The sequence below is a fragment of the Micrococcus sp. KRD012 genome (assembly GCF_017168555.1).
Lineage (GTDB): Bacteria > Actinomycetota > Actinomycetes > Actinomycetales > Micrococcaceae > Micrococcus > Micrococcus luteus.
On sequence record NZ_JABFBB010000003.1, the window covers coordinates 40,947 to 62,128 of the forward strand.

General features: G+C 68.8%; 20 protein-coding genes and 1 tRNA gene. All 21 read right to left on the minus strand.

Annotated features, from left to right (window positions below):
- Positions 1 to 36: 36 nt before the first annotated feature.
- The 21 genes from rpsS to J1M37_RS00645 all read right to left on the minus strand — a co-directional run bounded on the left by rpsS (position 37) and on the right by J1M37_RS00645 (position 21,004).
- Positions 37 to 318, minus strand: a complete 282-nt coding sequence (gene rpsS, locus J1M37_RS00545) for a 30S ribosomal protein S19 (protein ID WP_002857475.1) — start codon at positions 316 to 318, stop codon at positions 37 to 39.
- A gap of 15 nt (positions 319 to 333) precedes the next feature.
- A complete protein-coding gene (gene rplB, locus J1M37_RS00550) occupies positions 334 to 1,173 on the minus strand; it encodes a 50S ribosomal protein L2 (RefSeq protein ID WP_010080386.1) in 840 nt (279 codons plus the stop codon).
- A 37-nt stretch (positions 1,174 to 1,210) separates the two neighbouring features.
- Positions 1,211 to 1,516 (minus strand): 50S ribosomal protein L23, encoded by a 306-nt coding sequence (rplW, locus tag J1M37_RS00555; RefSeq protein WP_002857471.1) that lies wholly within the window; start codon positions 1,514 to 1,516, stop codon positions 1,211 to 1,213.
- Positions 1,513 to 2,148, minus strand: coding sequence for a 50S ribosomal protein L4 (gene rplD, locus J1M37_RS00560; protein WP_041103272.1), 636 nt, complete (start codon positions 2,146 to 2,148; stop codon positions 1,513 to 1,515). Before rplD ends, rplW begins: the two co-directional genes overlap by 4 nt.
- A gap of 4 nt (positions 2,149 to 2,152) precedes the next feature.
- On the minus strand, positions 2,153 to 2,803 hold the full coding sequence (gene rplC, locus J1M37_RS00565) for a 50S ribosomal protein L3 (protein ID WP_036317759.1): 651 nt from the start codon (positions 2,801 to 2,803) through the stop codon (positions 2,153 to 2,155).
- Between the two features lie 20 nt (positions 2,804 to 2,823).
- Positions 2,824 to 3,132, minus strand: coding sequence for a 30S ribosomal protein S10 (rpsJ, locus tag J1M37_RS00570; protein ID WP_002857463.1), 309 nt, complete (start codon positions 3,130 to 3,132; stop codon positions 2,824 to 2,826).
- A gap of 325 nt (positions 3,133 to 3,457) precedes the next feature.
- A complete protein-coding gene (locus J1M37_RS00575; protein WP_036317755.1) occupies positions 3,458 to 3,925 on the minus strand; it encodes a DUF3817 domain-containing protein in 468 nt (155 codons plus the stop codon).
- Positions 3,922 to 4,062, minus strand: a complete 141-nt coding sequence (locus J1M37_RS00580; protein WP_162833779.1) for a hypothetical protein — start codon at positions 4,060 to 4,062, stop codon at positions 3,922 to 3,924. The genes J1M37_RS00575 and J1M37_RS00580 overlap by 4 nt, the downstream gene beginning before the upstream one ends.
- 128 nt (positions 4,063 to 4,190) lie before the next feature.
- Positions 4,191 to 5,381, minus strand: coding sequence for an elongation factor Tu (gene tuf, locus J1M37_RS00585; RefSeq protein WP_036317754.1), 1,191 nt, complete (start codon positions 5,379 to 5,381; stop codon positions 4,191 to 4,193).
- Positions 5,382 to 5,662: 281 nt separating this feature from the next.
- Positions 5,663 to 7,777 carry an elongation factor G gene (fusA, locus tag J1M37_RS00590; RefSeq protein ID WP_036381535.1) on the minus strand — a complete coding sequence of 705 codons (2,115 nt, stop codon included), beginning with the start codon at positions 7,775 to 7,777 and terminating at the stop codon, positions 5,663 to 5,665.
- 118 nt (positions 7,778 to 7,895) lie between these two features.
- The gene (gene rpsG, locus J1M37_RS00595) at positions 7,896 to 8,366 is read right to left on the minus strand and encodes a 30S ribosomal protein S7 (RefSeq protein ID WP_010080379.1); all 471 of its coding nucleotides are present in this window, start codon (positions 8,364 to 8,366) and stop codon (positions 7,896 to 7,898) included.
- Positions 8,366 to 8,740: a 30S ribosomal protein S12 gene (rpsL, locus tag J1M37_RS00600; RefSeq protein WP_002854787.1), complete on the minus strand. Its 375-nt coding sequence runs from the start codon at positions 8,738 to 8,740 to the stop codon at positions 8,366 to 8,368. The genes rpsG and rpsL overlap by 1 nt, the downstream gene beginning before the upstream one ends.
- A gap of 310 nt (positions 8,741 to 9,050) precedes the next feature.
- A complete protein-coding gene (locus J1M37_RS00605; protein ID WP_036317751.1) occupies positions 9,051 to 12,947 on the minus strand; it encodes a DNA-directed RNA polymerase subunit beta' in 3,897 nt (1,298 codons plus the stop codon).
- An 83-nt stretch (positions 12,948 to 13,030) separates the two neighbouring features.
- A complete protein-coding gene (rpoB, locus tag J1M37_RS00610; RefSeq protein ID WP_036317750.1) occupies positions 13,031 to 16,537 on the minus strand; it encodes a DNA-directed RNA polymerase subunit beta in 3,507 nt (1,168 codons plus the stop codon).
- Between the two features lie 285 nt (positions 16,538 to 16,822).
- A complete protein-coding gene (rplL, locus tag J1M37_RS00615; protein ID WP_036317747.1) occupies positions 16,823 to 17,212 on the minus strand; it encodes a 50S ribosomal protein L7/L12 in 390 nt (129 codons plus the stop codon).
- Between the two features lie 69 nt (positions 17,213 to 17,281).
- Positions 17,282 to 17,803, minus strand: coding sequence for a 50S ribosomal protein L10 (rplJ, locus tag J1M37_RS00620; RefSeq protein ID WP_002854782.1), 522 nt, complete (start codon positions 17,801 to 17,803; stop codon positions 17,282 to 17,284).
- A 344-nt stretch (positions 17,804 to 18,147) separates the two neighbouring features.
- A complete protein-coding gene (gene rplA, locus J1M37_RS00625; protein WP_036317746.1) occupies positions 18,148 to 18,855 on the minus strand; it encodes a 50S ribosomal protein L1 in 708 nt (235 codons plus the stop codon).
- A gap of 77 nt (positions 18,856 to 18,932) precedes the next feature.
- Positions 18,933 to 19,478, minus strand: a complete 546-nt coding sequence (gene rplK, locus J1M37_RS00630) for a 50S ribosomal protein L11 (protein WP_342345099.1) — start codon at positions 19,476 to 19,478, stop codon at positions 18,933 to 18,935.
- 132 nt (positions 19,479 to 19,610) lie between these two features.
- Positions 19,611 to 20,495 (minus strand): transcription termination/antitermination protein NusG, encoded by an 885-nt coding sequence (gene nusG / locus J1M37_RS00635; protein ID WP_036317744.1) that lies wholly within the window; start codon positions 20,493 to 20,495, stop codon positions 19,611 to 19,613.
- A 104-nt stretch (positions 20,496 to 20,599) separates the two neighbouring features.
- On the minus strand, positions 20,600 to 20,851 hold the full coding sequence (gene secE, locus J1M37_RS00640; protein WP_036317743.1) for a preprotein translocase subunit SecE: 252 nt from the start codon (positions 20,849 to 20,851) through the stop codon (positions 20,600 to 20,602).
- 80 nt (positions 20,852 to 20,931) lie between these two features.
- Positions 20,932 to 21,004, minus strand: a tRNA-Trp gene (locus J1M37_RS00645).
- Between the last annotated feature and the right edge of the window lie 178 nt (positions 21,005 to 21,182).

Sequence of the window (21,182 nt, forward strand, 5' to 3'; positions counted from 1 at the left end):
ATTCTCGAGAAGGTCAAGCATGCTGTGCCCTCAGGCTCAGCGACGCTTGCCCTTCTTGTCGTCCTTCACGTGGCCGCGGTAGGTCCGGGTCGGGGCGAACTCGCCCAGCTTGTGACCCACCATGGACTCGGTGACGAACACCGGGACGTGCTTGCGTCCGTCGTGGACCGCGATGGTGTGACCCAGCATGTCCGGGATGATCATCGACCGGCGGGACCAGGTCTTGATGACGTTCTTGCTGCCCTTCTCGTTCTCGGCCAGAACCTTCAGGTAGAGGTGCTGATCGACGAAGGGGCCCTTCTTCAGGCTGCGAGGCATGTCTTCCCTGCTCCCTTATCGCTTGTTCTTGCCGGTACGACGGCGACGCACGATGAGCTTGTCGCTTTCCTTGTTCGGACGACGCGTGCGGCCCTCGGGCTTGCCGTTCCGGTTGACGGGGTGACGACCGCCGGAGGTCTTGCCCTCGCCACCGCCGTGCGGGTGGTCGACCGGGTTCATGACGACACCGCGGACGGTCGGGCGGACGCCCTTCCAGCGCATGCGGCCGGCCTTGCCCCAGTTGATGTTCGACTGCTCGGCGTTGCCGACCTCGCCGATCGTGGCGCGGCAGCGCACGTCGACGTTGCGGATCTCCCCGGAGGGCAGGCGCAGCTGGGCGTACTTGCCCTCGCGGGCGACCAGCTGCACGGACGCGCCGGCGGAGCGGGCCATCTTGGCGCCGCCGCCGGGGCGCAGCTCCACCGCGTGGATGGTGGTGCCCACGGGGATGTTGCGCATCGGCAGGTTGTTGCCGGGCTTGATGTCGGCGTTCGGGCCGGCCTCGACCACGTCGCCCTGCTTCAGCTTGGCCGGGGCCAGGATGTAGCGCTTGGCGCCGTCCGCGTAGTGCAGCAGCGCGATGCGGGCGGTGCGGTTCGGGTCGTACTCGATGTGCGCGACGGTGGCGGGCACGCCGTCCTTGTCGTGGCGACGGAAGTCGACCAGGCGGTACTGGCGCTTGTGGCCGCCGCCCTTGTGACGGGTGGTGATGCGACCGGTGTTGTTGCGGCCGCCGGTCTTGTGCAGCGGACGGAGAAGGGACTTCTCCGGCGTGGACCGGGTGATCTCTGCGAAGTCGGCCACGGACGAGCCACGCAGGCCCGGGGTGGTCGGCTTGTACTTACGGATAGCCATGTGTCAGTTCCTCGATTAAGTGGTCTCCGCACGCCGATCAGGCGAGCGGACCTCCGAAGATGTCGATGGTCCCGTCCTTGAGCGTGACGATGGCACGCTTGGTGGACTTGCGCTGGCCCCACCCGAAGCGGGTGCGACGGCGCTTGCCGGAACGGTTCAGGGTGTTGACCGAGGCCACGTCGACGTTGAAGATGCGCTCCACCGCCTGCTTGATCTCGGACTTGTTGGAGCGCGGGTCGACCAGGAAGGTGTACTTGCCCTCATCGATCAGACCGTAGCTCTTCTCCGACACGACGGGAGCGATGATCACGTCGCGGGGATCCTTGTTGATGGAGCCGCTCACTGGGCATCCTCCTTCTTGGCGCCGGAAGCCTGGGCCACGTACGCCTCGTAGGCCGCCTGGGTGAACACGACGTCGTCGGAGACGAGCACGTCGTAGGTGTTCAGCTGGTCGGCGTACAGGGTGTGGACCGCGGGCAGGTTGCGGGCGGACAGGGCGGCGACGTCGTCGGCCCGGTCGATCACCAGCAGCACGTTCTTGCGGCCGGTGTTCAGGGACGCGAGGCCCGCCTTGGCGGCCTTGGTGGACGGGGTGGTCCCGGACACGAGGGCCTCGATGACGTGGACGCGGCCGTTGCGGGCGCGGTCCGACAGGGCACCGCGCAGGGCGGCGGCCTTCATCTTCTTGGGGGTGCGCTGCGAGTAGTCACGCGGGGTCGGGCCGTGGACGACGCCACCACCGGTCATGTGCGGGGCGCGGATGGAGCCCTGACGGGCGCGGCCGGTGCCCTTCTGCTTGAACGGCTTGCGACCGGCACCGGACACCTCGCCGCGGCGCTTCGTCTTGTGCGTGCCCTGACGGGCGGCGGCGAGCTGGGCGACGACGACCTGGTGCATGAGCGGCACGTTGGACTGCACGTCGAAGAGCTCGGCGGGCAGATCGACCTGGACGGTCTTCACGGAGTTCTCAGCCATGGTCTCAGGCTCCCTTCACGGCGCTGCGGACGAGCACGACCTGGCCCTTGGAGCCGGGCACCGCGCCCTTGATCAGCAGGAGGTTGTTCTCCACGTCGATGCCGTGGAGGGTCAGGTTCATGGTGGTCTGGCGCACGGCGCCCATGCGACCGGGCATGCGCTGGCCCTTGAACACGCGGCCGGGGGTGGACGCGCCGCCCACGGAGCCGGGCTTGCGGTGGTTCTTGTGCTGGCCGTGCGAGGCGCCCACACCGGCGAAGCCGTGGCGCTTCATGGCGCCGGCGAAGCCCTTGCCCTTGGTGGTGCCCACGACGTCGACCTTCTGGCCGGCCTCGAAGACCTCCACGGTCACGTCCTGGCCGAGCGAGTACTCGGCGGCGTCGGCGGTGCGCAGCTCGACGAGGTGGCGACGCGGGGTCACGCCGGCCTTCTCGAAGTGACCGGCCAGGGGCTTGGTCACGCGGCGGGGATCGATCTGGCCGTAGGCGATCTGCACGGCGGTGTAGCCGTCGGTCTCCTCGGAGCGCAGTTGGGTGACGACGTTCGGGTCTGCCTTGACCACGGTCACAGGGATGAGCTTGTTGTCCTCATCCCAGACCTGGGTCATGCCGAGCTTCGTGCCCAGCAGGCCCTTGATGTTCTGGGTGTTGGTCATAGTCTCTCAGCACCTCCCTCTCAGAGCTTGATCTCGATGTTGACGTCCGCGGGCAGGTCCAGTCGCATGAGCGAGTCGACGGCCTTCGGGGTCGGGTCGATGATGTCGATGAGCCGCTTGTGGGTGCGCATCTCGAAATGCTCGCGGCTGTCCTTGTACTTGTGGGGAGAACGGATAACGCAGTACACGTTCTTCTCCGTCGGCAGCGGCACGGGGCCCACCACCGTCGCGCCTGCGCGCGTGACCGTGTCAACGATCTTGCGGGCCGAGACGTCGATGACCTCGTGGTCGTACGACTTCAGCCGGATGCGGATCTTCTGTCCCGCCATGGCGTCACGCCTCTCTCGTCGGGTGTGCTGTTCCTGTCCCTGTGCGGCGGATCATGCCCGCCTTCTTGTCCTCCACCCGCGCGGGGCGAATCCGGTCGGACCGGGTTCCTCGCCGCCGCCGGACTCCGGTCCACGCGGTCGGGCGTGTCGCATTCCTGGGAGGGCACACGCCTGCGGTGGGTCGGAGTGGTGACGTCACATCTGGGCCGAGCTGCCGCCGCGAGACACACGACGACAGCGCAATGGCGCTTGAGCAACCGAATCAGTATAGACAGAACCGGGCCCGGTCCGCCAATCGGCGGGCCGGGCCCGACGGCCCCAGGGCTCAGCGGCCCCACTCGGTGGGCGGGCCGGCGTTGAGCAGCAGGGTGAAGACGACGGCGACCACGGCGACCGCCAGGAGCGCGCTGACCACCGGATGGCGCAGCACCACGACGAGAAGCCGTTCGAGGGGCCCCCGCTCCCCCGGCGCGCGGTCCACGACCTGCCACCGCGACGCCGGCTCGCCGCGCCGCCGCTGGGCCCGCTCGAACGGGACCGTCATGAACGGGACGATCGTCGAACCGAGGCCGAGGAGTCCGCGGGCCACGGGCCACCGCCCGTCGATCCACACGGCGACCGTCACCACGAGGTAGCAGAGGAACACGAAGCCGTGGACGCCGCCGGCGATCGGCACCACCCGCTCCGTGACTCCGCCGTACTTGAGGCCCATGGCGATCAGCAGACCGGCCCAGGTGAACATCTCGGCCATCGCCGTGACGGCGAAGAGGCGGCGCGGGCCGGGCAGGCTCACCGCTCCAGCTCCCCGCCGCGGTTCGCGCGCCGGATGCGTCGGGCACGGTCGATCTCGGGACGGAAGGTCCGCAGCGCCCAGCGCACGGCCACGACGGCCACGGCGAGCACCACGATGAGGATGAGCAGTTCAGGCATGCTCCCCAGCCTAGCCGCCGCCGCCGCGCCGTCGTCAGACACGGCGACGCCCCCGCCTCCGGCAGACCCGGAGACGGGGGCGTCGCGCGTCAGCGGCTCAACGGAGCCACGAGACGGGATGCGTCAGATCACTTGGTGATCTTGGTGACGCGGCCGGAGCCCACGGTGCGGCCACCCTCGCGGATGGCGAAGCCGAGGCCCTCCTCCATGGCGATCGGCTGGATGAGCTCGACCGACATCTCGGTGGTGTCGCCGGGCATGACCATCTCGGTGCCCTCGGGCAGCGTGATGACGCCGGTGACGTCGGTGGTGCGGAAGTAGAACTGCGGGCGGTAGTTCGAGTAGAACGGGTTGTGACGCCCACCCTCGTCCTTGGACAGGATGTAGACGTTCGCCTCGAAGTTGGTGTGCGGGGTGATGGAGCCCGGCTCCACCACGACCTGGCCGCGCTCGACGTCGTCGCGCTTCAGGCCGCGCAGCAGCAGACCGCAGTTCTCGCCGGCCCAGGCCTCGTCGAGCTGCTTGTGGAACATCTCGATGCCGGTGACGGTGGTCTTCTGCACGTCGCGGATGCCGACGATCTCGACCTCGGAGTTGATCTTCAGGGTGCCGCGCTCGGCGCGACCGGTCACCACGGTGCCACGACCGGTGATGGTGAAGACGTCCTCGATCGGCATCAGGAACGGCTTGTCCTTGTCGCGGACCGGGTCCGGGATGAACTCGTCCACGGCCTCCATGAGGTCCTCGACGGACTTGACCCACTGGGGGTCGCCCTCGAGGGCCTTCAGACCGGAGGTGCGGATGACCGGGGCCTCGTCGCCGTCGAAGTCCTGGGAGGACAGCAGCTCGCGGACCTCCATCTCGACGAGCTCGAGGAGCTCCTCGTCCTCGACCATGTCCGACTTGTTCAGGGCCACGAGCAGGGCCGGCACGCCGACCTGGCGGGCCAGGAGCACGTGCTCACGGGTCTGGGCCATCGGGCCGTCGGTGGCGGCGACCACGAGGATCGCGCCGTCCATCTGAGCGGCGCCGGTGATCATGTTCTTGATGTAGTCGGCGTGACCGGGGGCGTCCACGTGGGCGTAGTGACGCTTCTCGGTCTGGTACTCCACGTGGGAGATGTTGATGGTGATGCCGCGCTGACGCTCCTCGGGGGCGGAGTCGATCGTCGCGAAGTCACGGGCCTCGTTCAGGTCCGGGTACTTGTCGTACAGGACCTTCGAGATGGCGGCGGTCAGCGTGGTCTTGCCGTGGTCAACGTGGCCGATGGTGCCGATGTTGACGTGCGGCTTCGTCCGCTCGAACTTTGCCTTTGCCACTAGTTCCTCCTAAGAACTGGTTCATCGTCAAGAAGACTGCTCAGCCGCCTGCGACGTGCTGACAACTTGACTGAGTCTACTCGGATGGTGCGGGGTTGGGGAAATCCCGGCCTCACGAGGGCCAGTCCGGTTCCAGGCCGTCGGGACCGCCGGAAGCGGACCGGACCTGACCCGTCCTGATCGCGGACCGCCGCGCCGGGGAGGGCGGTCCGGTCGCCCCGGGCCGGCCGCGGCTGCGGCGGCCGACCCGGGGCAGGTCGTTCAGAGCAGGTGACCTGCGGTCACTCGCCCTGGGACTTCTGGATGATCTCGTCCGCCACGGCCTTGGGGACCTCGGCGTAGGAGTGGAAGGTCATCGAGTACACCGCGCGGCCCTGCGTCTTGGAGCGCAGGTCGCCGATGTAGCCGAACATCTCCGACAGCGGCACGAGGGCGTTGACCACCTTCACGCCGGTGGCGTCCTCCATGGACTGGATCTGGCCGCGGCGGGAGTTCAGGTCGCCGATGACGTCGCCCATGAACTCCTCGGGGGTGCGGACCTCCACGGCCATCAGCGGCTCGAGGATGATCGGGTTGGCCTTGCGGACACCCTCCTTGAAGGCCTGGGAGCCGGCGATCTTGAACGCCATCTCCGAGGAGTCGACGTCGTGGTACGCGCCGTCGAGCAGGGTGGCCTTCACGCCGACCATCGGGTAGCCGGCCAGCACGCCGAACTGCATGGCGTCCTGGATGCCCGCGTCCACCGAGGGGATGTACTCGCGGGGCACGCGACCGCCGGTGACGGCGTTCTCGAACTCGTAGACCTCGCCCTCGGCGGTGTCCAGGGGCTCGAAGGACAGCTGCACCTTGGCGAACTGGCCGGAGCCGCCGGTCTGCTTCTTGTGCGTGTAGTCGACCTTGTCGACCTTGCGCTTGATGGTCTCGCGGTACGCGACCTGGGGCTTGCCCACGTTGGCCTCGACCTTGAACTCGCGCTTCATACGGTCCACGAACACGTCCAGGTGGAGCTCGCCCATGCCGCCGATCTCGGTCTGGCCGGTCTCCTCGTTGAGGTTCACGCGGAACGTGGGGTCCTCGGCGACGAGCTTCTGGATGGCGGTGGAGAGCTTCTCCTGGTCACCCTTGGTCTTCGGCTCGATGGCCACGGAGATCACGGGCTCCGGGAAGGTCATCGACTCGAGGATGATCGGGTTCGCGGGATCGCACAGGGTGTCGCCCGTGGTGGTGTCCTTGAGGCCGATCACGGCGTAGATGTGGCCGGCGACCACCTCGTCCACCGGGTTCTCCTTGTTGGCGTGCATCTGGAACAGCTTGCCGATGCGCTCCTTCTTGCCCTTGGTGGCGTTGAGGATCTGCGCACCGGACTCCAGGCGGCCGGAGTACACGCGGATGAAGGTCAGCGTGCCGAAGAAGGGGTGCGTGGCGATCTTGAAGGCGAGCGCCGAGAACGGGGCCTCCTTCGACGCCTCGCGCTCCAGCACCTCCTCCTCGTCGTTCACGGCGTGGCCCTTGACGGAGCCGGCGTCCAGCGGGTTCGGCAGGTAGGCGACCACGGCGTCCAGCATCGGCTGCACGCCACGGTTCTTGAACGCGGAGCCGCAGAACACCGGGTAGGCCTCGGCGTTCACGGTCAGCTGGCGCACGCCGGCCTGGATCTCCTCGACGGTGAGCTCCTCGCCCTCGAGGTACTTCTCCATGAGCTCCTCGGAGGTCTCGGCGACGGCCTCGACGAGCTCGTTGCGGTACTCCTCGGCCTTCTCCTGGAGCTCGGCGGGGATCTCGCGGGTCTCATAGGAGGCGCCCATGGTGACGTCGCCCTTGGCGTCACCCGGCCACACGAAGGCCTTCATGGAGAGCAGGTCGACGACGCCCACGAAGTCGTTCTCGGCGCCGATCGGCAGCTGCATCACGAGCGGACGCGCGCCGAGGCGCTTCACGATGGTGTCGACGGTGAAGTAGAAGTCCGCGCCCAGCTTGTCCATCTTGTTGACGAAGCAGATGCGCGGGACGTTGTACTTGTCCGCCTGGCGCCACACGGTCTCCGACTGGGGCTCCACGCCCTCCTTGCCGTCGAACACGGCGACGGCGCCGTCGAGCACGCGCAGCGAGCGCTCCACCTCGACCGTGAAGTCCACGTGGCCGGGGGTGTCGATGATGTTGATCTGGTGGTCGTTCCAGAAGCAGGTCACCGCGGCGGAGGTGATGGTGATGCCGCGCTCCTTCTCCTGCTCCATCCAGTCCGTCGTCGCGCCGCCGTCGTGGGTCTCGCCCAGCTTGTGGTTGACACCCGTGTAGAACAGGATGCGCTCGGTGGTGGTGGTCTTGCCGGCATCGATGTGGGCCATGATGCCGATGTTGCGGACCTTGTGCAGGTCGGTCAGCACGTCCTGTGCCACGGTGTCTCCCTTGGTCGGGTGGAATGGGGGGGCTCGTGAGGTGGATGCGGTGGGTGGCCCGTCCGAGAGGACGCACCTGCGGCCCGAGGCGCGGATCGCGCGCCCCGGGCCACACGGATCACCAGCGGTAGTGGGCGAAGGCCTTGTTGGCCTCGGCCATCTTGTGGGTGTCCTCGCGACGCTTCACGGCGCCGCCCAGGCCGTTCGAGGCGTCCAGGATCTCGTTCATCAGACGCTCGGTCATGGTCTTCTCACGGCGGGCCTTGGAGAAGCCGACCAGCCAGCGCAGGGCCAGGGCCGTGGAGCGGCCCGGCTTGACCTCGACGGGCACCTGGTAGGTGGCGCCGCCGACGCGGCGGGAGCGCACCTCGAGGGCCGGCTTGATGTTGTCCATGGCCTTCTTGAGGGTGGCCACGGGATCGGCGCCGTTCTTGGCACGGGCGCCCTCGAGCGCGCCGTACACGATGCGCTCGGCGGTGGACTTCTTGCCGTCGACGAGCACCTTGTTGATCAGCTGCGTGACCAGCGGGGAGCCGTAGACGGGATCGACGACGAGGGGGCGCTTCGGCGCAGGACCCTTACGAGGCATTACTTCTTCTCCTTCTTGGCGCCGTAGCGGGAGCGGGCCTGGCCGCGGTTCTTCACGCCCTGGGTGTCGAGGGCGCCGCGCACGATCTTGTAGCGCACGCCGGGCAGGTCCTTCACACGACCGCCGCGGACGAGCACGATCGAATGCTCCTGCAGGTTGTGGCCCTCGCCGGGGATGTAGGCCGTGACCTCGATGCCGCCGTTCAGGCGCACACGGGCGACCTTGCGCAGCGCCGAGTTCGGCTTCTTGGGCGTGGTGGTGTACACACGGGTGCACACGCCACGACGCATGGGGTTCCCCTGCAGGGCAGGGGCCTTCGTATTGACGACCTTGGGTGAGCGGCCCTTGCGGACCAGCTGCTGAATCGTAGGCACTCTTCAGCCTTCCTGTGTTTCGGTGATCGCTGACGTGATCGACCGGCGCCCGGGGCGCCGGCTGCTCGTTCCTCTGCTCTGCCTCTCCCTGTGGGGGCTCGCAACGAGCAGACGTCCGCAGGCGTGCAAAAGTGTGGCATCTGCCGCGCAATGACCCCGCGACCCGGACAGCGTCCAATTTGCCACACGAAAAACAATCCTTGACAGCATAGCACGCCCCGGCGCCGTCGACGAGCCGGCCCCGCACGCCAAGGGGCCCGCCGCTCCCCCGCGTGAGCGGCGGAACGGCGGGCCCCCTGGGGGACGGGGATCAGGCGCGGAAGTCGCCCCCGCGGTCGTAGTCGTCCAACGAGACGGCGTGGAAGTCGTTCTCGCCGAGCGACTGGTCCAGACCCGGGTAGTCGAAGTCCGCGAAGCCGGCCGGCGAGGCGAACAGGTTGGCCTTCGCCTCCTCCGTCGGCTCCACGACGGTCTTCGTGTAGCGGTCCAGGCCCGTGCCGGCCGGGATCAGCTTGCCGATGATCACGTTCTCCTTCAGGCCCAGCAGCGGGTCGGACTTGCCCTCCATGGCCGCCTGCGTCAGGACGCGGGTCGTCTCCTGGAAGGACGCGGCCGACAGCCACGAGTCCGTGGCCAGCGAGGCCTTCGTGATGCCCATCAGCTCGTCGCGGCCGGAGGCCGGCTGGCGGCCCTCAGCGACGGCGGCGCGGTTGGCGGCCACGAAGCGCGCCCGGTCCGTGAGCTCGCCCGGCAGCAGGTCGGTGTCACCGGACTCGATGACGGTGATGCGACGCAGCATCTGCCGGACGATGACCTCCACGTGCTTGTCGTGGATGCCCACGCCCTGGGACTGGTACACGTTCTGCACCTCGTCCACGAGGAACCGCTGCGCGGCCCGCGGGCCGAGCACGCGCAGGACCTGCTTCGGGTCCACGGCGCCGGCCACGAGCTGCGTGCCCACCGGCACGTGCTCGCCGTCGGCCACGAGGATGCGCGCACGGCGCAGCACCGGGTAGGCGATCTCCTCGGAGCCGTCGTCCGGCGTGAGCAGCAGGCGCACGGACGCCTCGGTGTCCTCGATGGTCACGCGGCCGGCGACCTCGGAGATCGGGGCCACGCCCTTCGGGGTGCGGGCCTCGAAGAGCTCCTGGATGCGGGGCAGACCCTGCGTGATGTCGTCGGCCGAGGCCACACCGCCGGTGTGGAACGTGCGCATGGTGAGCTGGGTGCCCGGCTCACCGATCGACTGGGCCGCGATGATGCCGACGGCCTCGCCGATGTCCACCAGCTGGCCGGTGGCCATGGAGCGGCCGTAGCACTTCGCGCAGGTGCCCACGGCGGACTCGCAGGTCAGGACCGAGCGGACCTTGATCTCCGTGACGCCGGCGGCCACCAGCTCGCCGATCAGCACGTCGCCCACGTCCGCACCGGCCGAGGCCAGCACCGTGCCGTCCTCGCCCGTGACGTCCTGGGCCAGCGTGCGGGCGAAGGCCGAGTTCTCGACCTGCTCGTGGGCCACCAGCTCGCCGTCGGCGTTCGGGGCGGCGATCGTGACGGACAGGCCGCGCTCGGTGCCGCAGTCGTCCTCGCGGACGATGACGTCCTGGGACACATCGACGAGACGACGGGTCAGGTAGCCCGAGTTCGCGGTCTTCAGCGCGGTGTCCGCGAGGCCCTTGCGGGCGCCGTGGGTGGCGGAGAAGTACTCGAGCACGGACAGGCCCTCGCGGTACGAGGACTTGATCGGACGCGGGATGATCTCACCCTTCGGGTTGGCCACGAGGCCGCGGATGCCCGCGATCTGGCGCACCTGGAGCCAGTTGCCTCGCGCACCGGAGGACACCATGCGGTTGATGGTGTTGAGCTCCGGCAGGCCGTCCTTCATGGCCGCGGCGACCTCGTCGGTGGCCTTGTTCCAGATGTCGATCAGCTCGGAGCGACGCTCGTCGTCCGCGATCAGGCCCTTGTCGTACTGCTGCTGCACGCGCTGGGCCTGCTCCTCGTAGCCCTCCATGATGGCGGCCTTGTCGAAGTCGGAGGTGATGTCCGAGATCGCCACGGTCACACCCGACCAGGTGCCCCAGTGGAAGCCGGCGTCCTTGAGGTTGTCCAGCGTCTGCGCGGTGACGACCATCGGGTAGCGCTCGGCCAGGTCGTTGACCAGCTGACCGAGGGTGCCCTTGGTCGCCTGCTTGTCCAGCCACGGGTAGTCGTCCGGCAGCAGCTCGTTGAACAGCACCTTGCCCAGGGTGGTCTCGATGAGGGCGATCTCGCCCTCGGACCAGCCCTCGGGGGCCGGCACGTCCGCCGACGGCACGAAGCCCTCGACGCCGATCCGCGCGGGCGCGTTCAGGTGCAGGTCGCCGCCGTCGAACGCCATGATGGCCTCGCCGACGGTCGCGTACAGGTTGCCCGCGCCGACCTCGTCCGGACGCACCGTGGTGAGGTGGTTCAGTCCGATGATCATGTCCTGGGCCGGCACGGCGACCGCACGGCCGTCCGAGGGCTTCAGGATGTTGTGGCTCGAGAGCATGAGCAGGCGCGCCTCGGCCTGGGCCTCCGGCGACAGGGGCAGGTGGACCGCCATCTGGTCGCCGTCGAAGTCCGCGTTGAACGCGGAGCAGACCAGCGGGTGCAGCTGCAGGGCCTTGCCTTCCACGAGCTGCGGCTCGAAGGCCTGGATGCCCAGACGGTGCAGGGTGGGGGCGCGGTTCAGCAGGACCGGGTGCTCGGTGATGACCTCCTCGAGCACGTCCCAGACCTGCGGACGGAAGCGCTCCACCATGCGCTTGGCGGACTTGATGTTCTGCGCGTGGTTCAGGTCCACGAGACGCTTCATCACGAACGGCTTGAACAGCTCCAGCGCCATCTGCTTCGGCAGGCCGCACTGGTGCAGCTTGAGCTGGGGACCCACCACGATGACCGAGCGGCCCGAGTAGTCCACGCGCTTGCCGAGCAGGTTCTGACGGAACCGGCCCTGCTTGCCCTTGAGCATGTCGGAGAGTGACTTGAGCGGGCGGTTGCCCGGGCCGGTCACCGGCCGGCCGCGGCGGCCGTTGTCGAACAGCGAGTCCACGGCCTCCTGCAGCATGCGCTTCTCGTTGTTGACGATGATCTCGGGCGCGCCGAGGTCGAGCAGCCGCTTCAGGCGGTTGTTGCGGTTGATCACGCGACGGTACAGGTCGTTGAGGTCGGAGGTCGCGAAGCGGCCGCCGTCCAGCTGCACCATCGGACGCAGCTCCGGCGGGATCACCGGGACGGCGTCCAGGACCATGCCCTCGGGCGAGTTGTCCGTGGTCAGGAACGCGTTGACGACCTTCAGGCGCTTCAAGGCGCGGGTCTTGCGCTGGCCCTTGCCCGTCTTGATGGTCTCACGCAGCATCTCGGACTCGGCCTCGAGGTCGAAGGTCTGCAGGCGACGCTGGATCGCCTCCGCGCCCATCGAGCCCTCGAAGTACTGGCCGTACTTGTCCCGCATGGCGCGGTACAGACCCTCGTCGCCCTCGAGGTCGGCGACCTTGAGGTTCTTGAAGCGGTCCCAGACCTGCTCCTTGCGGTCCAGGTCCGCGTCCGCGCGCTTGCGGATCTGCGCCATGGTCTTGTCCGCGGCGTCGCGGGCCTTCTTCTTCTCGGCGGCCTTGGCGCCCTCGGACTCCAGCTTGGCCAGGTCCTTCTCGAGGTCGGCGGCCACCGCGGCGATGTCGGAGTCACGCTGGTCGGCCAGGACACGGGTCTCCTGGTCGTACTCGGCCTGGAGGTTGGCCAGGTCGCGGTGCCGGGCCTCCTCGTCCACCGAGGTGATCATGTACGCCGCGAAGTAGATGACCTTCTCGAGGTCCTTCGGCGCCAGGTCCAGCAGGTAGCCCAGGCGCGAGGGCACGCCCTTGAAGTACCAGATGTGGGTGACCGGCGCAGCCAGCTCGATGTGGCCCATGCGGTCGCGGCGCACCTTCGAGCGGGTCACCTCGACGCCGCAGCGCTCGCAGATGATGCCCTTGAAGCGCACGCGCTTGTACTTGCCGCACGCGCACTCCCAGTCACGGGTGGGGCCGAAGATCTTCTCGCAGAAGAGTCCGTCCTTCTCCGGCTTCAGGGTGCGGTAGTTGATGGTCTCCGGCTTCTTGACCTCGCCGTAGGACCAGCGGCGGATGTCCTCCGCCGTGGCCAGGCCGATGCGCATCAGGCCGAAAGAGTTGTCAGTGGACATGCTGTTCACGCTCATGCTCCGGTGAACTCCCTTGGTTCAGTGGTTCTCAGGTGACGTCTTGTGGATGCGGGATCGGGCCCGGCTCAGACTTCCTCCACCGAGCTGGGCTCGGCGTGGGAGAGGTCGATGCCCAGCTCCTCGGCGGCGCGGTAGACCTCGTCCTCCGCGTCGCGCATCTCGATGGCCTGGCCGTCGGCGGAGAGGACCTCCACGTTCAGGCAGAGGGACTGCATCTCCTTGATGAGCACCTTGAAGGACTCGGGAACACCCGGCTCCGGGATGTTCTCGCCCTTGACGATGGCCTCGTAGACCTTCACGCGGCCGTGGATGTCGTCGGACTTGATGGTCAGCAGCTCCTGGAGGGTGAACGCCGCGCCGTACGCCTCGAGCGCCCACACCTCCATCTCGCCGAAGCGCTGGCCGCCGAACTGGGCCTTACCGCCCAGCGGCTGCTGCGTGATCATCGAGTACGGGCCCGTGGAACGGGCGTGGATCTTGTCGTCCACCAGGTGGTGCAGCTTGAGCATGTACATGTAGCCCACGGACACCGGGTCCGGGAACGGCTCGCCGGTGCGGCCGTCGAACAGCTGCGCCTTGCCGCTGTCGCTCATGAGACGGTCGCCGTCGCGGGTCACGTTCACGTGGCCGAGCAGGCCCGTGATCTCGTACGCCTCGGCGCCGTCGAACACCGGGGTGGCCACGTTGACCGGACCGGACTGCCGCGGGAAGTTCGGCAGGTCCTTGATCCACTCCGGCTCGCCCTGGATGTCCCAGCCGCGCGAGGCGGCCCAGCCCAGGTGCAGCTCCATGACCTGGCCGAGGTTCATGCGGCCGGGGACGCCGAGCGGGTTCAGCACGATGTCCACCGGGGTGCCGTCCGCCAGGAACGGCATGTCCTCGAGCGGCAGGATCTTCGAGATGACGCCCTTGTTGCCGTGGCGGCCGGCCATCTTGTCGCCGTCGGTGATCTTGCGCTTCTGCGCCACGTAGACGCGCACCAGCTGGTTCACGCCCGGGGGCAGGTCGTCGTCCTCGTCGCGGTCGAAGATGCGCACGCCGATGACGGTGCCGGACTCGCCGTGCGGCACCTTCAGGGACGTGTCGCGGACCTCGCGGGACTTCTCGCCGAAGATCGCGCGCAGCAGGCGCTCCTCCGGGGTCAGCTCGGTCTCGCCCTTCGGGGTCACGCGGCCGACCAGGATGTCGCCGGCCTCCACCTCGGCGCCGATGTGGATGATGCCGCGCTCGTCGAGCTGCGAGAGCACCTCCTCGGACACGTTGGGGATGTCGCGCGTGATCTCCTCGGCGCCCAGCTTGGTGTCGCGGGCGTCGACCTCGTGCTCCTCGATGTGGATCGAGGTGAGGACGTCCTCCGAGACCATGCGCTGGGACAGGATGATCGCGTCCTCGTAGTTCAGGCCCTCCCAGGGCATGAACGCGACGAGGAGGTTCTTGCCGAGCGCGAGCTCGCCGTTGTCCGTGGCGGGACCGTCGGCGATGATGCTCAGCGGCTCCACCCGCTCGCCCTCGGAGACGCGCACCCGCTGGTTGTAGGCGTTGCCCTGGTTCGAGCGGGCGAACTTCATGATCGGGTAGTGCGTGGTGGTGCCGTCGTCGTTCATGACGGTCACCAGGTCCGCGGCCACCTCGGTCACGACGCCGCCCTGGGTGGCCGTCACGGAGTCGCCCGCGTCCACGGCCACGTACTTCTCCATGCCGGTGCCCACGTAGGGGGCCTCGGAGCGGAGCAGCGGCACGGCCTGACGCTGCATGTTCGCGCCCATGAGCGCGCGGTTGGCGTCGTCGTGCTCGAGGAACGGGATCAGGGCGGTGGCCGCCGACACCATCTGGCGCGGGGACACGTCCATGTAGTCGATCTCGTCCACGGTCGAGAGCACGGGCTCGCCGTCGCCGCCGCGCTGGCGGCAGAGCACGAACTCCTCCTCGAACCGGCCGTCCTCATCCACCGGGGCGTTCGCCTGGGCGATCTGGAAGGCCAGCTCGTCGTCGGCGGTCAGGTAGTCCACGGTGTCCGTGACCCGGCCGTCGACCACGCGGCGGTACGGGGTCTCGATGAAGCCGAAGGAGTTGATCCGGCCGAAGGTCGCCAGCGACCCGATGAGGCCGATGTTCGGGCCTTCCGGGGTCTCGATGGGGCACATGCGGCCGTAGTGCGACGGGTGGACGTCACGGACCTCCATGCCGGCACGGTCGCGGGACAGGCCGCCCGGGCCGAGCGCGGACAGGCGACGCTTGTGCGTCAGGCCGGCCAGCGGGTTGTTCTGGTCCATGAACTGGGACAGCTGCGAGGTGCCGAAGAACTCCTTGATCGCCGCCACCACGGGGCGGATGTTGATCAGGGTCTGCGGGGTGATCGCCTCGACGTCCTGGGTGGTCATGCGCTCGCGCACGACGCGCTCCATGCGGGACAGGCCGGTGCGGATCTGGTTCTCGATCAGCTCGCCCACCGCACGGATGCGACGGTTGCCGAAGTGGTCGATGTCGTCGATCTCCACGCGCACATCCACCGGCTCGCCGTCGCGCGTGCCCTTGATGACGGTCTCGCCGGCGTGCAGCGCGGCGATGAAGTGCACCATCTGGACGATGTCGTCCTCGGTGAGCACAGACGCGTTGGGGTCGCCGAGGTGCACGTCCACGCCGAGCTTGCGGTTGAGCTTGTAGCGGCCCACCTTGGCGAGGTCGTAGCGCTTCGGGGTGAAGTACAGGTTGTTCAGCAGCGTCTGCGCGGCGTCGACGGCGGCCGGCTCGCCCGGGCGCAGCTTGCGGTAGATGTCGAGCAGGGCCTCGTCCTGGTCCGCGGTGCCGTCCTTCTCGAGGGTGGCGCGGATGGAGTCGTAGTGGCCGAACTCCTCCAGGATGCGGGACTCGGTCCAGCCCATGGCCTTGAGCAGCACCGTCACGGGCTGCTTGCGCTTGCGGTCGAGGCGGACGCCGACCTGGTCACGCTTGTCCACCTCGAGCTCGAACCAGGCGCCGCGCGAGGGGATGATCTTCGCGGAGAAGATCTCCTTGTCCGAGGTCTTGTCCGGGGTGCGCTCGAAGTAGGCGCCCGGGGAGCGGACCAGCTGGGAGACGACGACGCGCTCGGTGCCGTTGATGATGAACGTGCCGTTGCGGGTCATCAGCGGGAAGTCGCCCATGAAGACGGTCTGCTGCTTGATCTCGCCGGTCGTGTTGTTCATGAACTCGGCCTTGACGTACAGCGGGGCGGAGAAGGTCGCGTCGCGATCCTTGCACTCCTCCTCCGTCATCTTCGCGTCGGCGAACTCGGGCTCGGCGAAGGACAGGGACATGGTGCCCTGGAAGTCCTCGATCGGGGAGATCTCCTCGAAGATGTCCGTCAGTCCCGAGGTGACGGGCACGGAGTGGTCGTCGGCGGCCAGGGCGGCGTCCACGCGCGCGGCCCACCGCTCATTGCCGATCAGGCGGTCGAACGACTCGGTCTGCAGCGCCAGCAGGTCCGGCACGTCCAGCGGCTCGGAGATCTTGGCGAAGGAGACGCGTCCGGCGGAGGCGCCGGATCGCGGGGAGACGGTAGCGGTTTCGTTGGAGGTGCTCGAGGCGACCACGTAGGATCCTTCCACAGGCCTTCTGGGTTCCGTTCGCTCCCCTGCCGCGAGACGGCGGCGCCGGCCCACCGCTATATGAAGGCCGTGCGGAACCGTGCGGGCCACGGCGGGACGCGAGGTCCTGCGGGCGGCACGGAACAGGGGAGATGCAAAGATCCATCCTATCCGCGCCCGTCGCCCCTGTCCAGCCGGGGGTGCGTGACCCGGGACGCCACGAGGCCCCCGGTCCGCAGCGCGGGTCCGGGGGCCTCGTGAGGAGGCGTGATGCGGCTCAGGCCGCGATCATCACTTGAGGGTGACGGTGGCGCCGGCGCCCTCGAGCTGCTCCTTGGCCTTCTCGGCGGTCTCCTTGTTGACGCCCTCGAGGATGGGCTTGGGAGCGCCGTCCACCAGGTCCTTGGCCTCCTTCAGGCCGAGGGAGGTGAGGGCGCGCACCTCCTTGATGACGCCGATCTTCTTGTCGCCGGCGGCCTCGAGGACGACGTCGAACTCGTCCTTCTCCTCGGCGGCGGCGGCCTCGGCACCACCGGCGGCACCGCCGGCGGCGGCCACGGCCACGGGGGCGGCGGCGGTGACGTCGAACTTCTCCTCGAACGCCTTGATGAACTCGGACAGCTCGATGAGGGTCAGCTCCTCGAACGCGGCGAGCAGCTCTTCGGTGGTCAGCTTGGCCATGATGGCTCCTTTACGGGTACGTCTTGACTACGTGTGAAGTGGTGGGCCGTGCAGCCCGGGGCGGACTGCTCAGGCAGCCTCGCCCTGCGCGGCGCGCAGCGCCTCGACCGTGCGGACGGTCTTGGACAGCGGCGCCTGGAACAGGGCGGCAGCCTTGGACATGCTGCCCTTCATCGCGCCGGCGAACTTGGCCAGCAGCACCTCGCGGGACTCGAGGTCCGCGAGCTTCTTGATGCCGGCCTCGTCCAGGGGCTGGCCATCCATGTAGCCGCCCTTGAGCACGAGCTTCTCGTGATCCTTGGCAAAGTCACGCAGGGCCTTCGCGACGTTGACCGGGTCCCCGGTCACGAACGCGATCGCGGTGGGACCGGACAGGTGAGCCTCGAGGCCCTCCAGACCGGCGTCCTTGGCCGCGATCTCGGCCAGCGTGTTCTTCGCCACGGCGTAGGTCGCGTCCTGACGGATGGAGTCGCGCAGCTGCTTGAGCTCCGTCACCGTCAGGCCACGGTATTCCGTCAGAACAGCGGCGCTGGACTCACGGAACAGGTCCGTGAGCTCAGCCACCGCCGACTCCTTCGCGGACGTCGCCATGGCACTCCTCTCGATGATGCGTGGGAACCGCCACCCCGAGACGAGAAAGCGCCCCGTGCAGATGCACGGGGCGCAGCAGGAGCATCGACGCGGCCGGACCCGGAGGGTCGACGTGCGGATGCGAGCGTGGCTCACGTTCACCTGCGCGGGCCGTCTCCGTCAGGGAGATCCTTCGGTGGGCTCTGCCCGGAGGCAGGGCACCACGACCGGCGGTCTTCGGTAGGCACCAGCGTACACGTCCGGGGCGGGCCCGCAAAATCGACCCGGGACGACGCCGGCCGGTCGTCCCCGCTGCGGGGACGACCGGCCGACGTCGTGGGCCCCGATCACCGGGGCCGCGTGGCTCAGAGCTCGGAGGAGTCCACCGAGGTCACGTTCGGGTCCATGGGCACGCCCGGGCCGAAGGTGGTGGCCACGGTGGCCTTGGAGATGTAGCGGCCCTTGGAGGAGGACGGCTTCAGACGCAGGACCTCCTCGAGGGCTGCGGCGTAGTTCTCCACCAGGGCCTTGGCCTCGAAGGAGGTCTTGCCGATGATGAAGTGCAGGTTGGAGTGCTTGTCGACGCGGAAGTCGATCTTGCCGCCCTTGATGTCGGCCACGGCCTTGGCCACGTCCGGGGTCACGGTGCCGGTCTTGGGGTTCGGCATCAGGTTGCGGGGGCCGAGCACCTTGCCCAGACGGCCGACCTTGCCCATGAGCTCCGGGGAGGCCACGGCGGCGTCGAAGTCCACCCAGCCCTCGGAGATCCGGGCGATCAGGTCGTCGTCGCCCACGACGTCCGCGCCGGCGGCGCGGGCGGCCTCGGCGCGGTCACCGGTGGCGAACACGACGACGCGGGCGGTCTTGCCGGTGCCGTGGGGCAGGCTCACGGAGCCGCGGACCATCTGGTCGGCCTTGCGGGGGTCGACCGAGAGGCGGAGGGCCACCTCCACGGTGGCGTCGGTCTTGGAGGGGTTGGTCTCCTTGGCGAGGCGGATCGCCTCCACCGGCGAGTACAGATCCTCGCCGATCGCGGCCTTGGCCGCCTTGTATGCCTTGCTGCGCTGTGCCATCTGCGTTCTTCTCCTTGTGCAGTCGTGGTCTGCGGGCCGCGCTCGGCCCTGCCACTGGAAGGGGGTGGGGGTGGGCGTCAGCCCTCGACGGTGATGCCCATCGAGCGGGCGGTGCCCGCGATGATCTTGGCGGCGGCCTGGACGTCGTTGGCGTTCAGGTCCTCCATCTTGGTCTGGGCGATCTCCTCGCACTGGGCCTGGGTCAGCGTGCCGACCTTGGCCGTGTGCGGGGTGGCGGAGCCCTTGGCGACGCCGGCGGCCTTCTTGATGAGCTCGGCGGCCGGCGGGGTCTTGGTCACGAAGGTGAACGAGCGGTCCTCGTACACGGTGATCTCGACCGGGACCACGTTGCCGCGCTGCGACTCGGTGGCGGCGTTGTACGCCTTGCAGAACTCCATGATGTTCACGCCGTGCTGGCCCAGGGCGGGGCCGATGGGCGGCTCGATGAACGGGAACGCCTCCTCCAGCTCGGCCTGCCACGGGGTGTCCGGGGCGAACGCGTGGCCGCGCGAGGCCATGCGGGCCGAGTACAGGCGGATGAGCTCGCCGGCGATCTCGCGGGTGGCGGCGCCGGCCTGGATCTGAAGCTTGATCAGACCGGTGACCTTCTTCTTGGGAGCCATGAGTGGATCCTTCTCTCACTGGGGGACCCTCGGCGCAGGAGCGCACCGGGGGCGGTGGCCGCCGTGGCGCGGCGGCCGGTGCCGCGTCCGGGCCGGCAGGCGGCCGGCCCGGTGCGGAAGCGTCGGGTGTCCTCAGATGGCCTTGGTCACCTGGTTGAAGGACAGCGTCACGGGGGTCTCGCGCTCGAAGATCGAGACGAGCACCACGAGCTGCTGGGCCTCCGGCTTGATCTCGGAGATCGTGGCCGGGAGGGTCTCGAACGGGCCGTCGTTGACGGTGACCGACTCGCCGACCTCGAAGTCCACGTGGATCGCGGGGGCGGCGGGCGCGCCGGACTCGGCCGCGGCGGGGACGGCCAGGCCGGCCTTCTCGGCGGCGCGGGCGGCCTCCTGGATCACGGACGGGGCGAGCATGTCGTACACCTCGTCCAGGCTGAGCGGCTGCGGGTGGTGGGCGTCGTTGCCCACGAAGCCCGTGACGCCCGGGGTGTGCCGTACGACGCCCCACGAGGCGTCGTCGAGGTCCATGCGGACGAGCACGTAGCCCGGGATGCGCACGCGCGAGACGATCTTGCGCGTGGTGTTCTTGATCTCCACGACCTCCTCCATGGGGACCTCGATCTCGTAGATCGAGTCCTCCATGTCCTGGGTCAGGATGCGGGCCTCGAGGTTCGTCTTCACGCGCTTCTCGTAGCCGGCGTAGGTGTGGACGACGTACCAGTCGCCGGGCTGGCGGCGCAGGCGGGTGCGCAGCTCCTCGGCGGGGTCCACGGCGGGCTCGTCGTCGGACTGCTCCTCGACGGGGGTCGGTGCGTCCTCGCCCTCGGCGACGGCCAGGTCGGCCTCCTGCACGGTGGCCTCGGCGGTCTCGTCACCGCTGCCGGCGACCTCGTCCAGGGCGTCCTCGACGGGCGTGCCGGCGTCCTGCGCGGTCTCGGCGGTCTCCTCGGCCACGGCGTCCTCCGACATCGGGACGGACTCCTCGGCGGGCTGACGATCCAGTTCCTGCTCGGACACGGTTCCTGCTTTCTGCTGACGGACGGCGGGCCCTGCCGTCGGGGAGGGCCCTCACGGGCGTGCGGGGGACGCGTCCTGCGACGTCGGGACCGTCCGCGCCGGGCTCAGAGGCCGCCGGCGCCGAACAGGAGACCCGCCACGGTGCCGAACACCCAGTCCAGCCCCATGACCAGCAGGATCATGAACGCCACGAAGGCGAGCACCACTCCGGTCGTGCGCAGCAGCTCCTCGCTCGTGGGGGTGACGACCTTGCGGAGCTCGTCCACCACCTGGCGCAGGAACAGCGCGATCCGCGCGAACAGCCCGCGACGCTGCCTGCTCGGCGTGGGGGCGGGCCCCCCGCCGTTCGCCGCCATCTCAGTCACGTGGCCTCACTCGTCGGATCGCCGAATCGCTTTCTACACGTCCGATGCCGAGCACAAGGCTCGGCATCGAGCAGGGCAGACAGGACTCGAACCTGCAACCTGCGGTTTTGGAGACCGCTGCGCTACCAATTGCGCCACTACCCTTCGGACCGACGGAGCCGGCCGAACCCTCGTGGGATCGACCGTGAACGCGGTACCGGAGATCCAGGATACGCCATCGGGCGGCGGGAGTCGAACGGGCCCCGGGCAGTCAGTACCCTGGCAGGACGGAGCCCCGCTCCGCCCCGCCCTCCCCGTCGAGCTCGAAGAAGGTCCCCATGGC